Here is a 15,224-nt window from a genome sequence, read left to right as displayed (position 1 = left end):
CCCGCCTCAGGCCGGCACGGCTTCACGACGGTGGGGGCCCGGTCGCCTCGCACCGGCAACTCACCTTGTGGAAGTCGTACTTGCGCGTGTGATCCAGGTCGGTGTCCCAGTGGTAGTTCAGGTAAGTCTGGGAGCAGCCCCTCTCCGAATGCAGGGAGAGCGGGTGTTCGCAGCGCCCGCACACCGGCACCGGCACCCTCCTGGCGGCGGCCTTGAGACCTCTGCGGACGATCTCCACGAGCAGCACCAGGCACACCGCGACGACGGCCGCCCCCAGCAGCCCCACGAGGTGATACGCGCTCATGCCTCCACCACCCCGCTCCCCCGGCAGACCCGAGTCTCAGCCCCAGCGGGGACCTACCCCTCAGCGCCTGATTCCACCCCGCCCGGAAGACCGGGTGACAGCTCCGCAAGCCGGATCCACGCCGGGTAGGGCAGGGCCGCCGCGACCGTCTCGGCGCGGGTGCGGGCTTCCCGGGACTCGGCCGTGCGGCCGATTCGGTCGAGGGCGGCGGCCAGGGCCACCCCCGCGTCGACCTCCGCGAGCCGTTCGCCCGTGCGTTCCGCCCGTACGGCCTCCGCGGAGGCGAGGTCCCTCGCCGTGTCCGCGCGTCCGGAGCGGAGCTCGCCCCAGGCGGTCAGCACCGGTGCGTCGGCCTTGAAGATCCCGAGGGCGCTCAGGGCCGACTCCGGGCGGTCCTCGCGCAGCTCCAGTTCGGCGCGGGCCGCGCGTATCTCGAAGTCGGCCTGCTGATCACCGGGCACACCGGCTGACTGCTCCGCCCGGTCCAGGAGGGACGCGGCCTCCGCGAGGGCGCCGGAGCGCATGCGCACAAGGGCAAGGGTCGCGAGGGCGTACGGCAGGCACCAGGCGTCGTAGGGCTCCGCGCCGACGACGGCGGCTTCCGCGAGGGCCCGCGCCGCCTCGGTCTCGTCGAGCATCAGCCGCAGTTCCGCGAGGTTGGCCCGCTCGAAGGCGGCGGCGGTCGGGTCACCGGACTGTTCGGCGAGGTCGAGGGCGCGCTGCCCGATGTCCACGGCCTCCCGCAGCCGGCCGCCGCGGCGGGCGTTCTCCCGCAGGGTCGACAGGACCAGGCCCAGCAGCGTCGGGTCCCCGTAGGCCTCCGCCGGGGCGAGTGCACGGTCGGCGGCCTCGCGCGCCGCGTCGAAGCGGCCCGCGAGTGCGAGGTTCCTGGCCTGCAGGGTGTAGCAGCGGGCGGCGAGCCCCTGTCCCTGCGCCCCGGGCACCCGGCGAGCGGCGTCCAGGGCCTTCCTCGCGGCCTCGAACCCTTCGACGTACAGGCCCTGGACACCGCAGATCACGGAGAGGGCAAGGTAGTGGTCGGCCATCGGCCCCGCCGCCGTGTCCGGGCCCACCGGATGCTCCCGGAGCACCTGTCGGCCGGTGTCGGGGGCCCCGGTCTTGACCAGGGTCTCGGCGAGCCTGGCGGCCGCGAGCACCGTGTCGTCGTGGTCGCCGCGGCGCTCGAACTCGTGGAGGGCGAGGCGGAGCACCTCGGCGGCCTCGGCGAAGTGCCCCATCCTGCGGAGCACCTGGCTGTGGGCGAGCCGGGCCCGGGCCGCGTCGACGTCGAGCCGGTCCACCAGGTCCCGGTAGTACCGGTCGGCGCTGTCGTTGGCGTACAGGGCGGCCGCGCGTTCGGCGGCGCGGCGGAGATATTCGGCGGCCCGGGAGTCGTCGGCGCGCGCGAAGTGCGAGGCGAGGGCGTCGACGGCGTCGGGGCGGCGGCGCAGGACCGCCTGGGCGAACGCGCCGTGCAGCTGGCGGCGGCGGATGGCGGACAGCCGGTCGTAGCAGGTGAGGCGGACCAGCGGGTGGCGGAACGCCACGCCGGCCTCGGGGCGCCCGGAGACGACGACCTGGCGTTCCTCGATGAGCGCCGCGGCCACCGCTCTCTCGAGGGCGTCCGCGGCCACCGGGCCGGAGACGGCGGGGCTCAGGCCGTGCGCGGCGACGTCGAGCAGTTCGGACAGGGCGGCCTCGCCACCCGCGACGGACAGCGCTTCGACGACACGGCGGGTGTCCGGATCGAGGCGGCCCAGCCGCTCCCCCACCAGCTGCCGCACCCCGTCCGAGGCGACGGCGGCCGGCAGGCCGTCGCCGAGTCCCCGGGCCAGCTCGACGGCGTACAACGGGTTGCCGAGGGAGAGTTCCCAGACGCGGCTCAGCCGCGGGTCGGGAGCGGAGCGCGGGGCGGCTTCGGAAGACACGCCCGTGCCGTCCGGGATGGCCGGGGTGGGCGCCGCCCGTGTCGCGTCCCGGACGACCGCGAGGCAGGCGTCCCGGTCCAGGGGCCCCACTCTCTCTCGCACGGCGAGCCCCTGCCGCAGCATCGACACGAGTCCGGTGCGGCGCGGGTCGCCGTCGGGCAGTTCCTCCTCGCGGCAGGTTACGAGGAATCGCAGGCGCATCCCGGTGTCGGTCACCCGCCGGGCCAGGTGGCTGAGGAGCTGGTACGAGCCGGTGTCGGCGGCGTGCAGGTCGTCGAGCACGACGAGCACGGGATGGGAGGCGGCCAGTTCGGCCAGCAGTGCGGAGGTGACCCGGAAGAGCCGGTCCCGCTCCTCCTCCGGACTGCGTCCGCTCCCCTCGCGTACCCGGCCGAGCGAAGGCAGGAAGGAGGCCAGTTCGGGGTACTCCGTCCCGATCCGCGCCCTGTGCTCGACGTCCCGTTCCGCGAGCCAGGCGTCGAGTGCCTCGGCGAACACCCCGTACGGTGTGTGCCCCTCCTCGTCGTGCCCGGCGCCCCACAGGACGGCCGTCCCGGCGGCCGCCGCCCGCCGGGCGGTCTCGCCCACCAGCCGGGTCTTGCCCACCCCCACCTCTCCGGTGAGCAGCCTCACCGGAGGCCCTTCCTCGGCGAGGAGGGCGGCCAGGGTGTCGTCCCGCCCGTAGAGGGGTATCGCCGCGGGCGCCCGCAGCAGTGCGGGGAGAGAAGGGAGGGACGGCGTCGGGGCCTGCCCCGGTTCCAGCGCCTCCTGGTGGAGGCGTTCCGTCTCGGGGCCCGGCCGCACCCCGAACTCCTGGTCGAGCAGCTGCCGGCAGACGTGGTACTGCTGGACCGCCCGTCGGCGCAGGCCCTGCCGCAGGAACGCGCCCATGAGGATGCGGTGGGCCAGCTCCTCCGCCGGGCTGACGGCGAGCACCTGCTCGGCCACGGCGACCGCCTCGCCCACGGAGCCCTGGGCGAGGTGCGCGGCGGCGAGAGCGAGCAGCACCTCCTCGCGCAGGGCGACGATCTGCTCCCGGCGCGATTGCGCCCAGGGGGCGTAGCGGTCCTCGGGGAGCAGTTCCCCGGTGAACAGGTCGAGAGCGGCGGCGAGAGCGGCGGGGTCAGGGGAGGCGAGGGCGGCCCGCGCCACGGCCTCCGCCTCATCCGCGTCGATCCGTACGGTGGCCGGATCCAGCCGCAGCATGGAGCCGTCGGCTATCAGGTACGAGGAGGTGGCGCGCGGGGCGAGCTCGGGTTCCAGGGCGCGCCGCGCGGCGTGGAGGGCGACGCGGAGACTGCCCGTCGCGGAGTGGGGGTCGGCGTCCGGCCAGCAGAGATCCGCAGCCTGCTCGCGGTGGAGCTGGTGGTCGGGCACTACGGCGAGCAGCTTGACCAGGGTCTGCGCGCTGGGCCGGGTCCAGCGATCGGCCGGTGCGGGGCCGCCGTCGCGCGTTGCCGCGAAACCGCCGAAAAGGTGCAGTCGCAGCAACGGCGTGGCTGAAACTGTGCCATTCGTCTGCTGAACGTTCATGAGGGCGCAACTCTAACCGAGCATGCTGAGAACCCCCCGGGCGAGGCCCGGGGGGTTCCGTTCAGGTTCGGCGGATCAGGTCACGACAGCTTGAACGCCGTCACCTGGTGGATGCCGTTGTCGCTGAGGTAGTAGCCGTTGCCGGACATGCCGGAGACTCGGTCCATCCCGGAGTCGTCGCTGTTGAGCGACAGCACCTCGTCGACACCGTCCCCGTCGAGGTCACCCGCGAAGTAGTTGCGGGCGCCGTTGGTGGCGGGGATGCTCCCGACGGACGGGGCCCAGCTGTCATCGGACGACATGATGCTCGGGTCCCAGAGGTAGAGCCCGGACTCGGTGCCGGCGACCAGCAGCGAACGTCCGGCGGGGCCGGTCAGGAACCCGCCGCCGTAGGACTGCGGTGTGACGCCCTGCTTCTTGAAGGCGCCGTCCGCCCCGAAGGCCCGCAACGCCGCCGTGCCGCCCTCGTACAGCACTCCGTCCTTGGCGAAGTAGCTGAAGTGCGTCCCGAGCCCGCCGGAGAGCTCGGTGTTCAGCACCTCGCCGGTGCGGCCGTCCCGGATCTCGAACACGAGCTGGGTTCCGATGCCGTGATCACGACCGTCGCCGAAGTCGTACGGGGCGTCGACCGACCAGGTGTAGATCACCGCGTGCCCGCCGGCGTAGGGGATCTCCTTGGAGGCGAAGACACCCTCGTTGAAGACCGACGTGCGGATCGGGCCGGTGGCCGTCGCCGGCGGCTCGGGGGTCCGGGCCCAGCGGGCCTTGCCGTTCTTGGCGTTCAGGGCGACCGCGCCCATGACGGGCTCGGCCATCTGGAACGAGTTGAGGTTGGAGTACGAGGCGTACACCCGGCCCTCGTTGACCGACGGGTCGGAGAAGCGCACCTCGCCCGCGTCCTTGGGGGCGCTGTACGTCCAGAGGGCGTGGCCGTCGCCGTAGTAGGCGCGAAGCGCGTCCGTGGCGACGAGGATGTCCTGCTCGCCGTCGCCGTTCAGGTCGGCGAGCCGTGCCGAGCGGACGAACTGGCCGCCGCCGTCGATGGTGGCGAGCGTCTTGCCGGTCTTCCCGTTGAGGACGACCGTCGCGGTGTCGGCGGCGACGACGATCTCGGGCTTGCCGTCGCCGTTGACGTCACCGATCTGGATGTCGTGCACGCCACCCGGGACGGTGGCCTGCCACAGCTTCACGGGCTTGGAGCCGTTCACCAGCGAGGGGCCGGAGTAGGCCCAGACACCGTTGGACTGGCCACCCATGACCAGGTCGTTCTTGCCGTCCTTGTCGAGGTCGGCGCTCTTGGCGTAGGCGATGTCGCCCTGGAGCGGCGTGACCTTCTCCGACTTGCCGTTACCCAGCTTGAAGGTACGGATGTTCTGTTCCTGGTCGATCACCCGGACATGGGAGCCCTGGGCGTCGCTGTAGAGGTCCTGGAGCATCGGGGAGGCCGCGACGCCCTTGGACTGCCACGCGACCTTGCCGCTGCCCGAGAAGACGGTGAGCGAGGCGTAGCGCAGGCTGCCCCGGTTCTCCGGCTCGAACATCTTGCGGTCGTCCTGGGCGGAGGCGACCAGCTTGCCGTCGATCACGCCGAGGCCCCAGGTGCTGGGCGCGTCGTGGCCGTTCTCGGCATCCCGCTTGGTCGTGTTCGACCAGAGGACCTTGTCCGCGTTGTCGCCGTTGACGACGCGGATGGTGGCGGCGTTGATGACGAGGTTCTCGTCGAACGAGGACTCCGAGACCGCGTACTCGTCGCCCGTCTTCGCCGTGAGGTCACCGACCGTCAGCGCGGTGGGCACCACGTTGTCGCGGCCGCTCAGCGTGGCCCGGTGGCCGGTCTTCAGGTCGTAGGCGGCGATCTCGTAGTGCACCGCGTCGTTGACGTCCGCCTGTTCGACGGCCACGAGGCGCTTGCGGGCGGCATCCAGCTGCATGATGCGGCTGTACAGCACACTGTCGGTCCGCCAGGCAACCGAGCCGTCGGCGGTGTCGAGCACGGCGGTGTGGCCCCGCGCCTCGACACCCTGGGCCTTCGCCAGGTTCCAGGAGACGGCGACCTTGCCCTTGCCGAGGCCCTGGATGTCGCCCCAGTTGGTGTACCGGGATTCCTTGGTGTCGAAGCTCCAGGTCTGCGCCGGGGTCAGCTTGCCGTCCGAGCCCGCCGAGAAGCGGATGCCGGTGAGGGTCGCCGTCGCGTCGGCGGGGACCTTGGAGTCGCCGCTCATCCGGGGGGCGTCGGCGATCACCAGGGTGCCGTCGACGATCTTGACCATGGAGGCGTAGTTGTACAGCTTCGACCAGACCGTGGCGCCGGTCTTCCCGTCAAGGACCGTCACGAAGGTGCCGGAGCTCAGGTTCGAGCCCGGGGACGTGAACGCCCGGGGGTACGGGGTGGCGCCGACCAGGGCGGAGAACACCAGGTCAGGGACGCCGTCGCCGGTCAGGTCACCGGCGGAGTAGCCGGACTGCGAGTTCGGCGAGAACGGCGAGACCGCGTTGTAGCCCATGAGGATCTGGGGAGGGTACGGCTCGACGCGCCAGACCTGGAGCGGCTTGACCTGCCAGTCCGTGTAGAACGAGCTGCTGGTGCGGGCCCAGGTCTCACTGCCGTCGGCGGCGTGGAGCTGGACGTTGCCCATGCTGTTGACGGAGTAGTAGTCGCCCTTCTTGCCGACCGGCACCGTGGCACCCAGACCGCGCACGCCTTCCAGCGTGGACTTCGCGGTCATGGTGACCTTGGTGTTCGGGTCGACGGCGGCGGCATCCGTCTTCGCGGCGGCGTCCGAGGCGTCCTTCTGGGTGCCCGTGGTGTCCTCGGCCTTGACGTACGGGTCGAGGGTGACGTTGGCCGCGAGCTTCTTCGCCTGGGCGCTCGTCAGCTTCATGACCGAGCCGCTGTCACCGTCTGCGGCGAAGGCCTGCGGCACCGCGGTCAGGCACAGTCCGGCCGCGACCAGACCGGAGGCGAGCGTCAGAGCCCGCCGCGAGTGGTGGAGTCTCATCACTTGGCTCCCTGGGTGAAGGTGACGGCGGTGCCGGCGGCGATCACGGACTGGTTGTAGGAGTACTGGAGGGCGTCGGTGCCGGCCTGGTCGGCGATGCCGACGGTGGCACCCGCACCCTGGTCGGCGACGGACTGGTACTGCAGGGTCACGGCGCCGGTGGCCTCGTCGAAGACGGCCTCGAAGGTCGCGCGGCCCGTGGTGCCGTTCGCGTAGGCGGCGTTGTTCCACACGATGGCGAACTTGCGCTTGCCCTTGGTGCCGGTGGTGGCGGTCTGCACCGAGGACTTCTTGTCCAGGGTCAGGTCGTCCCACAGCGGGGCGACGAAGCCCTTGACGGCGTTCTCACCGATGGTGGGCAGGGCGGTGTTGTTGTAGTCACCGACCCGGGAGGAGAGGAAGTTGACCAGGCCGTCGGTGGTGACCGAGGCGGTGGAGTACGAGACGCCGTAGTGCTTGACCGAGAAGGGCAGCGCGACGGTGGCGGAGTCCTCGTCACCGGACAGGGCGACCTTCTTCGAGCCCGCGATCCAGGAGTAGGCGGCCGGGGCGCAGGTGTTGCCGGTCTTGTCGGTGCGGTTGGGGACCTGCACGTTCTCGGTCAGGTCAGCCGCGCCGACGACCGCGTCGCCGGTGTAGACGCCGTTGCAGAGCACGGGGGCGGTGGGCTTCACGGCGAGGCCGTAGGTGCCTTCGGCGACCTTCGCGAAGGTGTACTTGCCCTTGGCGTTGGTCGTGAGGGCGGCCAGCGGGGTGCCGTTCAGCTCTACGGTCGCGCCCACGAGGGGCTTGCCGGTGACGTCCAGGACGGTACCGGAGACCTTGTGCGTGGGGACGGGCTTCAGCGCGATGTCCTGTGTGAAGGACTGCTGCTCGGCCAGGGTGACTCCGGCGGCCGAACCGTTCTCGTAGCCGTAGCCGGTGAAGGCGAAGGTGTACGTGCCGGGGGACAGCGGCAGACGGTAGGTGCCGTCGGCGGAGGTGGTGACGGTACGGACCGTGCCGGTGGTGTCGGTGGCCTTGACGGTGATGTTGTTCAGGGCCTTGCCGGTCGCCTTGTCGGTGGCCTTGCCGGTGACGGTGGCCGCGGTGTGCGGGGCCTTCTCGACGGAGGCGAGGATGTCGAGCTTGCCCTCACCCCAGACGTTGTTCATACCGGCGGTGCCACCGCAGTGGGTGTCGTCGACGTCACGGGCGCCCTCGTCGAGCAGGGCGCGGGTCTCGTCGATCTTCCCGATCAGCGAGGGAGCCGCCGACCACAGCAGCGCGACGGCTCCGGCGACGTGCGGGGTGGCCATCGAGGTGCCGTTGATGGTGTTGTACGAGTTGCCGGGCCAGGTGGAGGGGATCTGCACACCGGGGGCGGCGATGTTGGGCTTGGCGCCGCCGTCGATCGGGGACGGGCCGAAGCCGGAGAAGGTGGCGATCGTGCCGGTGGAGTCGTAGGCGCCGACCCCGTAGGAGGCGACCTGCGAGCCCGGCGGGTGGGTCGTCGAGCAGGTCACACCGTCGCCGTCGTTGCCGGCCGCGAACGCCTCGAAGATCCCGGCGGAGTTCCACGCCTCGACGATGTCCTTGTAGAAGGCGTTGTCGTCGCCGCCCCAGGAGTTGTTGACGATGTTCGGGGCGAGGTCGGGGCGCGGGTTCTGCCCGTTGTGGTCGGTCGGCGCGAGGATCCACTGGCCGGCCGCGAGCAGGGCCGCCTCGTCGCACTCGTCGGTGCCACAGCCCTTGGCGGCTATCCACTTCGCGTTCGGCGCGACACCGATGCCGTTCTTCCCGACCATGGTGCCCATGGTGTGGGTGCCGTGACCGTTGTTGTCACAGGGTGCGGCGGTGGTGCACACCCCGGTCGCGTCGTAGAAGTTGTAATCGTTGCTGAAGGTGCCGTCACCGTTGTTACCACGGTAGTTCGCAACGAGGTCCGGGTGGTCGTACTGCACCCCCGAGTCGACGTTCGCGATGACGATGCCCTCGCCACGGTCCTCGTACTGGTCCCAGACCTGGTCGGCCTTGATGTCGGAGACACCCCAGGCCGCGGCGTCGGTGCCGTCCGCGGACGAGTCCGTGCCCGCACCCAGGGCGGCGGTGCGCGACTTGGTGACCTTCGCCTCGGAGGTCTCGATGTCGTCGAGCTTGAAGGTCCGCTCCTTGACGATCGAGGCCACGTCCGAGCGCTTGGCCAGCTCGTCGACGAGTGCCTGACCGCCGGTGACCTTGACGGTGTTGGCGATCCAGTAGTCCTGGTGGCCGACCTTCTTCTTGTCCAGGAAGGTCTTCAGGGACTTCTGGCTCCTGTCGGCGTGGGAGCGCAGCTCCTGGTACGCGGACTTGGCCTTCTTGGCGTGGGTCTTCTGCTTCTTGGCCTCGGAGAGGTTCGCCTTGTCCTTCAGGACGACGAAGAAGGACGCCTCGCCGCCCTTGTCCACGGCGTTCAGCAGGGTGGACTCGATCTTCGGTGACGGTGCGCTGTCAGCGGCGGCCACGGCGGGCATGGCGCCGGTCAGCAGAACGGCCGAGGTGAGGGCGGCCGTCGCCCACGCCGCAGATCTGCGCCGGGGGGATCGGGGCAGGTGCATCAGGTGCTCCTCCTGGGACGGAACGGGAGAGCACGAACACTAAGGAGGGGCCGTTACTGAGCCATTACCGGCTGCTCGCGGGCACGGAAGTCAGCTGGCCGATGCGGCGATTCCAGGGCAATTCCGCTCGACCATCCGGCGTTTCCGGGGTGAGTCAGGCATCCGACAGCACGATCGGAAGACCGACAGGTCGGCGGGTCGGACGCACCCAGGACACACCGGTAAGGCAACCTGTGATGCGGTTTGTCCATTTTTGATGCTTCACGGAAGGCGGCCGCTCGTGCCCAGCACCCTGAATGCCGACACCGTAGGCCCGGTGGATGTCTCCGTGGTTGCCTTCGAGGGCAACCACTTCAACGGGGAGATCGTCCCGGCGCTCCGAGAGCTCCAGCAGAAGGGGACGGTGAGGATCCTCGACCTGGCGTTCGTCTCCAAGGCGGAGGACGGCGCCGTCACCGTCGTCGAGATCACCGACAAGGAGGTCGCCGAGACTCTGCAGCAGGTGACGGACGAGCAGTTCGACCTGCTGAGCGACGAGGACCTGAAGTCGGTGTCCGAGTCCCTCGCCCCTCGGTCCTCGGCGCTGGTCGTGGCCTGGGAGAACACCTGGGCCCGCCGGCTCGCGGCAGCTGTGCGGGACTCCAGGGGCGAGGTGGTGATGCTCGAACGCATCCCCCGGGAGACCGTCATCGAAGCCATCGCCGCCCTCGACGGCAACTGACAGACGAGACCAAGGAGAGGCCAGTCATGATTCAGCGTTTCGGACGCCCCGGCCTGCTGGGCACCATCGCCCGCACCGCGGTGATCTCGGGAACCGCGACCGCGGTGTCCAACCGGGTGCAGCGGCACGACATGCAGCGCCAGATGGAGACCGAGCAGCAGTACGCCCCGCCCCCGCCGGCACCCGCCCCCGCCCCGCCGCAGGCGGCCGCACCGGCCGCCGGGACCGACCGGGTCGCGCAGCTCACCCAGCTCGCCGAGCTGAAGGCGCAAGGGGTGCTCAGCGAGGAGGAGTTCGCCACCGAGAAGGCCCGCATCCTCAACTCCTGAGACGGAGACCCGGCGCCCGGCGGTCCGTGCCGCCACCCCCGGGCCACCCGGCCTGGACCACTCCTGACGCGCTCCGGCCGTGGCGCCCACCTCGTGAAACGCCACTCGCCCTACGCGACCCGTTGACAGGGCGGGCCCGCGCTGGCTTCATGAGCACGTCCGTGGAAGCGCTCCCACGCCCGCCGCGCCGGACGTCGCTGCGGGCTGCCGACGCTTCCGCGCGGGCCGGTGTCACCCCGCACCGGCCCCGCCGCACGGCACCCGCACGAGCCGCACTTCCGCACGAGCCGCACCACCGCCCCGCCGGTCCGGTCCGTCATGTCATCCGCCGGTCCGGCACGACCCATGGGCTCCACCCGCCGCCCGCCGCACCGAAGGACGATCCGTTGCGACTGCCCACCCTTCCCCGCGCGTTCCGCAGATCCATATCCCGCCACTCCCCTCCGGTCACCACCCCCCGCTCCCGCCTGGGGGTCACCCTCGCCGGTGTGGCCGCGCTGCTCGCCGCCGGACTCACCCCCCTGGCCGTCTCCCCCGCCCAGGCAGCCCCGGCGTTCGCCTACGGCGAGGCCCTGCAGAAGTCGCTCTTCTTCTACGAGGCCCAGCGCTCGGGCAAACTGCCCGAGGACAACCGGGTCTCCTGGCGAGGCGACTCCGGCCTGGACGACGGCAAGGACGTCGGGCTCGATCTGACCGGCGGCTGGTACGACGCCGGCGACCACGTGAAGTTCGGCCTGCCGATGGCCTACAGCGCGACGGTCCTGGCCTGGGGCGGCATCGAGCAGAAGAGCGCCTACGCGGCGTCCGGGCAGCTGGCGCATCTGAAGGACAACCTGCGCTTCGTCAACGACTACTTCGTCAAGGCCCACCCCTCCGCCAACGTGCTCTACGGGCAGGTCGGCAACGGCGGCGACGATCACAAGTGGTGGGGCCCCGCCGAGGTGATGTCCATGGCCCGGCCCGCGTACAAGATCGACGCCTCCTGCCCGGGTACCGATCTCGCGGGGCAGACGGCCGCCGCGATGGCGTCCTCCTCGATGCTGTTCACCGACGACGACCCGGCGTACGCGGCGAAACTGCTCACCCACGCGAAGCAGCTGTACACCTTCGCCGACACCTACCGGGGCAAGTACAGCGACTGCATCACCGACGCCAAGTCGTACTACAACTCCTGGAGCGGCTACCAGGACGAGCTGGTGTGGGGCGCGATCTGGCTCTACAAGGCCACCGGTGACGCCTCGTACCTCGCCAAGGCGGAGTCCCACTACGACGGGCTGTCGACCGAGCCGCAGAGCTCCACCCGCTCCTACCGGTGGACGCTCTCCTGGGACGACACCTCGTACGGCTCCTACGTACTGCTCGCCAAGCTCACCGGGAAGCAGCGGTACATCGACGACTCCAACCGCTGGCTCGACTGGTGGACGACCGGGGTGAACGGCGCCAAGGTGGCCTACTCCCCCGGCGGCCAGGCGGTCCTGGACTCCTGGGGTTCGCTCCGTTACGCGGCGAACACCGCCTTCGCCGCGCTCTCCTACAGCGACTGGCTCACCGGCGACGCGACCCGCAAGGCCCGCTACCACGACTTCGCGGTGCGCCAGATCAACTACGCCCTCGGGGACAACCCGCGCAAGGCGAGCTATGTGGTGGGCTTCGGCGCCACCCCGCCCACCAAGCCGCACCACCGGACCGCGCACGGCTCGTGGACCGACCAGATGACCAACCCCGTCGAGACCCGCCACACGCTGTACGGCGCCCTCGTCGGCGGACCGGGCGCGGCGGACGACTCCTACACCGACGACCGGCAGAACTACACCAACAACGAGGTCGCCACCGACTACAACGCGGCCTTCACCGGCGCCCTCGCCCGTCTGTACGCCGAGTACGGCGGTGCTCCCCTCGCCTCGTTCCCCAAGGCCGAGACACCGGACGGGCCCGAGGTGCTGGCCCAGGCGTCGGTGAACGCGACCGGGCCAGGCTTCACCGAGATCAAGGCGTACCTGGTCAACAAGTCGGCCTGGCCGGCCCGGCCGCTGAAGAACGCCTCGCTGCGCTACTACTTCACCCTGGAGCCAGGGGTCTCCCCCGCCGGTATCACGGTGACCACCAACTACAACCAGTGCGGCACCGCCTCCGGCGCGAAGCAGTACGAGGGCGATGTCTACTACGTCAGCGTGGACTGCTCCAACACCGTGATCGCCCCGGCCGGACAGTCGGCGTACCGCAAGGAGGTCCAGTTCCGGATCACCTCCCCGGGCGCGTGGGACCCGTCGAACGACTGGTCGTACGCGGGGCTGCCCACGACTCCGGGCTCCACCCCGGTGGACGCGCCGAGACTGGTGCTCCTGGACGGGACGTCACAGCAGTGGGGCGAGCTGCCCGACGGCGACCCCGGTGAGTCCCCCTCGCCCACTCCGACGCCCACCCCGACCCCCACACCGACACCCACGCCGACCCCGACACCCACACCGACCGAGACGCCGTCAGCCGGTGCCGCCTGCTCGGTGGCCTACAAGGTCGGCTCGTCCTGGGGCAGCGGATTCACCGCCGACGTGACCGTCAAGAACACCGGGAGCGCACCCGTGGACGGCTGGCGCCTCAACTGGACCTTCAGCGGGTCCGAGAAGGTGACCAGCGCCTGGAACGCCACCGCCACCCAGTCCGGCGCGGTCGTGACCGCCACCAACGCCGGACACAACGGAAAGGTCGCGGCAGGCGGTTCGGCCTCGTTCGGCTTCCAGGGGACGGGCGCACCAGGATCCGCGCCCACCGGATTCACCCTGAACGGCGTCTCCTGCTCCTGACCGCCACCGGTCCGCGCGGGGCGGTCACCCCCGCCCCGCGCGGTCCCGCCGTATGCGGCAGGGCCTCAGCCGAGCAGACCGTTCACCCGGTACTGCATCACCCGGTAGTTCTGGTTGTCGTACCACTGGCTGACGGTGATGTGCAGGTCGGCGAAGCTCGATCCCGGGACGATGAACCCGCCGTACGGGCTCGCCACGGCGTTCCCGATCTCCTGCCCCGGCACGGTGGGGATGATCATGGTCTGTTCCGGGGTGGTGAACAGGTTCGAGGTGGGCAGGGCGAAGATCTGCGCCCGGATGTCCAGCGGGTTCATGTTGAGCCAGGTGAGCGCGTACCTGCCGCCCATGGCCCGGAAGCAGATCTCACCCCACCGGCGCGCCCCCGTCACGGTGCTCGGGGGATTTCCCCAGGCCCAGACCCCGCCCGCGTACCCCCACGGCTCGTACGCCGCCGGATTGCCCAGGGCGTCCTGGCGGACCCGGTGCAGGAGCAGGCCGGAGGTCACGTCGCGGTTGAAGACCGTCGACAGGACGTAGCACCAGCCGTCGTCGGCCACCGCGTAGGTCTTCTGCTGGAACTGTCCGCCGTACATGTCGGCCGGCCACTGGCAGAGGTACTGCCAGGTCTCGCCGTTGTCGTCGGAGCGCCAGAAGTCCGTGTGGTGGGTCCGGTAGATCACCCCGCGCATCAGGTGCATGTACATCGTTCCCCCGACGGTGAACACGTCGGAGGGGATGGCGGTGGTGCCGCCCGCGTGGCCTTCGGGGACGAGGCTCTCGGCGTGGGAGCCTCCGACGCTCCCGTCGATCAGGAGCGAGCCGGGTGCGGCGTTCGAGGAGCGCAGCCCCACGGGTGAGCGCCAGTCGGGGCCGCCCACACCCCCGCCGTCGAAGGTGTCCCCGCAGACGAAGAGCATCGAACCGTCGGGGCACCGGACGGGTATCCCGAGGTCCGTCCACGGCGCGGCGAACCGTCCGGTCTGCGCCGGGCCGGTGAGGTCGCGGACCTTGCTGCCGAAGGCGGCGGGCGCGGCCGACGCGCCCCCGGCGCCGCCGGCGAGAGCGGTCAGGGCGAGCCCTCCGGCCGCTGCGGTACGGAGCACGGCCCGGCGGCTCGGACCGGTGGCCGTGTCGTCGTGCTGGTCGGGACGGAAGAGGTGCGGTTCCTGCATCGAAGGCTCCCTGGGCAGCTGCGGAAGGAGACGGTGGTCCGGCCTCGCGGATGGGGGCGACGTCCACGGTGCGGCGGTGGGCGTCGCCCGCCTCGCCGGATCAGGCCGAGTAGCCCTTGGGCGGGATCAGGGTGGCGAGCTGATCGAATGAGATCCAGTAGATCTGGTTCCCGCTGAAGGAGGCGGGGTCCGCGATGAGGACGGTGCGGTCCACCGCGTCGTACCCGAAGACCGTGAAGTAGTGGTAGATCGTCTGGTCCGAGGGGTAACCGGGCGGCTGGTTGCCGGGCGGGGCGACGATGTTGGCGACCAGCGGGTAGTTGCGGTCGATGTCGTAGACGACGTCCGACCACAGCAGGTCGCGCTGCGCCTGGGTCGGCGGATCGTTCGGCATCTCCTTGGTCTCGTACCAGCCGCCGCCGAGGCGGGCGTTGAGCACCGTGGTGACCTGGCCGATGTGGTCGGTGCCGTTCACGGTGGTGCCGAGCTGCGCGGCGAGCTCCCCCTGGCTCGGGGGCGCGATACGAGCGGAGAGGGCGATACGGGTCGCGGCGGGGCCGCACCAGTAGCCGGTCTCCTGCACCTGGTAGTCGATCTGCAGCCAGGTGGCGCTGCTGGTGCGGCCTGCGTCGACCTTCAGCCTGGTCCCGGGCCTTTCGTACCCGGAGGCCAGGGCCGTTCCCGCCTCGGTGCCGTGGGAGCGTACGTCGACCACGGGGACGGCGCCGGTCCGGACAGGGGCGGCGTGGGCGGTGGCGGGGAGCAGCAGTGTTCCGACGGCGAGGGCGGCCAAGGCACCGGCGACAAGTCTCTTGCGCATAGGGGCTCCTGTGGGGGGAGGCAAGGGGCGGACGCGCC

Annotated in this window: 9 protein-coding genes; 3 read left to right on the top strand and 6 right to left on the bottom strand. The window is 71.0% G+C overall.

Annotation, left to right across the window (positions count from 1 at the left end; translation table 11 throughout):
• Positions 1 to 22: 22 nt before the first annotated feature.
• The 4 genes from ACGFNN_RS30225 to ACGFNN_RS30210 all read right to left on the bottom strand — a co-directional run bounded on the left by ACGFNN_RS30225 (position 23) and on the right by ACGFNN_RS30210 (position 9,343).
• On the bottom strand, positions 23 to 304 hold the full coding sequence (locus ACGFNN_RS30225; RefSeq protein WP_393560669.1) for a hypothetical protein: 282 nt from the start codon (positions 302 to 304) through the stop codon (positions 23 to 25).
• A 53-nt stretch (positions 305 to 357) separates the two neighbouring features.
• Positions 358 to 3,765, bottom strand: a complete 3,408-nt coding sequence (locus ACGFNN_RS30220; RefSeq protein WP_393560667.1) for an ATP-binding protein — start codon at positions 3,763 to 3,765, stop codon at positions 358 to 360.
• A gap of 80 nt (positions 3,766 to 3,845) precedes the next feature.
• The gene (locus ACGFNN_RS30215) at positions 3,846 to 6,764 is read right to left on the bottom strand and encodes an FG-GAP repeat domain-containing protein (protein ID WP_393560665.1); all 2,919 of its coding nucleotides are present in this window, start codon (positions 6,762 to 6,764) and stop codon (positions 3,846 to 3,848) included.
• A complete protein-coding gene (locus tag ACGFNN_RS30210) occupies positions 6,764 to 9,343 on the bottom strand; it encodes a S8 family serine peptidase (RefSeq protein ID WP_393560664.1) in 2,580 nt (859 codons plus the stop codon). The genes ACGFNN_RS30215 and ACGFNN_RS30210 overlap by 1 nt, the downstream gene beginning before the upstream one ends.
• Before the next feature lie 280 nt (positions 9,344 to 9,623).
• Here ACGFNN_RS30210 and ACGFNN_RS30205 point away from each other — a divergent pair, with 280 nt between their 5' ends.
• The 3 genes from ACGFNN_RS30205 to ACGFNN_RS30195 all read left to right on the top strand — a co-directional run bounded on the left by ACGFNN_RS30205 (position 9,624) and on the right by ACGFNN_RS30195 (position 13,194).
• Positions 9,624 to 10,064 (top strand): DUF6325 family protein, encoded by a 441-nt coding sequence (locus ACGFNN_RS30205; RefSeq protein ID WP_393560662.1) that lies wholly within the window; start codon positions 9,624 to 9,626, stop codon positions 10,062 to 10,064.
• 26 nt (positions 10,065 to 10,090) lie between these two features.
• Positions 10,091 to 10,393 carry an SHOCT domain-containing protein gene (locus ACGFNN_RS30200; protein WP_393560660.1) on the top strand — a complete coding sequence of 101 codons (303 nt, stop codon included), beginning with the start codon at positions 10,091 to 10,093 and terminating at the stop codon, positions 10,391 to 10,393.
• A 386-nt stretch (positions 10,394 to 10,779) separates the two neighbouring features.
• Positions 10,780 to 13,194, top strand: coding sequence for a glycoside hydrolase family 9 protein (locus ACGFNN_RS30195; protein ID WP_393560658.1), 2,415 nt, complete (start codon positions 10,780 to 10,782; stop codon positions 13,192 to 13,194).
• Positions 13,195 to 13,259: 65 nt separating this feature from the next.
• On the opposite strand, the gene ACGFNN_RS30190 is transcribed toward ACGFNN_RS30195, so the two are convergent.
• On the bottom strand, positions 13,260 to 14,366 hold the full coding sequence (locus tag ACGFNN_RS30190; RefSeq protein WP_393560656.1) for a DUF4185 domain-containing protein: 1,107 nt from the start codon (positions 14,364 to 14,366) through the stop codon (positions 13,260 to 13,262).
• A 100-nt stretch (positions 14,367 to 14,466) separates the two neighbouring features.
• The gene (locus tag ACGFNN_RS30185) at positions 14,467 to 15,186 is read right to left on the bottom strand and encodes a C39 family peptidase (protein ID WP_393560654.1); all 720 of its coding nucleotides are present in this window, start codon (positions 15,184 to 15,186) and stop codon (positions 14,467 to 14,469) included.
• Positions 15,187 to 15,224: the final 38 nt, after the last annotated feature.

This window comes from Streptomyces sp. NPDC048590, assembly GCF_043199535.1.
Taxonomy (GTDB): domain Bacteria; phylum Actinomycetota; class Actinomycetes; order Streptomycetales; family Streptomycetaceae; genus Streptomyces.
Note: the sequence above shows the minus strand (reverse complement) of the source record. Positions and strands in the feature narration are given on the sequence as shown.

Coding starts and splice junctions, on each gene's coding strand:
- ACGFNN_RS30225 (WP_393560669.1), bottom strand. CDS start 304: ATGAGCGCGTATCACCTCGTGGGGCTGCTGGGGGCGGCCGTCGTCGCG.
- ACGFNN_RS30220 (WP_393560667.1), bottom strand. CDS start 3,765: ATGAACGTTCAGCAGACGAATGGCACAGTTTCAGCCACGCCGTTGCTG.
- ACGFNN_RS30215 (WP_393560665.1), bottom strand. CDS start 6,764: ATGAGACTCCACCACTCGCGGCGGGCTCTGACGCTCGCCTCCGGTCTG.
- ACGFNN_RS30210 (WP_393560664.1), bottom strand. CDS start 9,343: ATGCACCTGCCCCGATCCCCCCGGCGCAGATCTGCGGCGTGGGCGACG.
- ACGFNN_RS30200 (WP_393560660.1), top strand. CDS start 10,091: ATGATTCAGCGTTTCGGACGCCCCGGCCTGCTGGGCACCATCGCCCGC.
- ACGFNN_RS30190 (WP_393560656.1), bottom strand. CDS start 14,366: ATGCAGGAACCGCACCTCTTCCGTCCCGACCAGCACGACGACACGGCC.
- ACGFNN_RS30185 (WP_393560654.1), bottom strand. CDS start 15,186: ATGCGCAAGAGACTTGTCGCCGGTGCCTTGGCCGCCCTCGCCGTCGGA.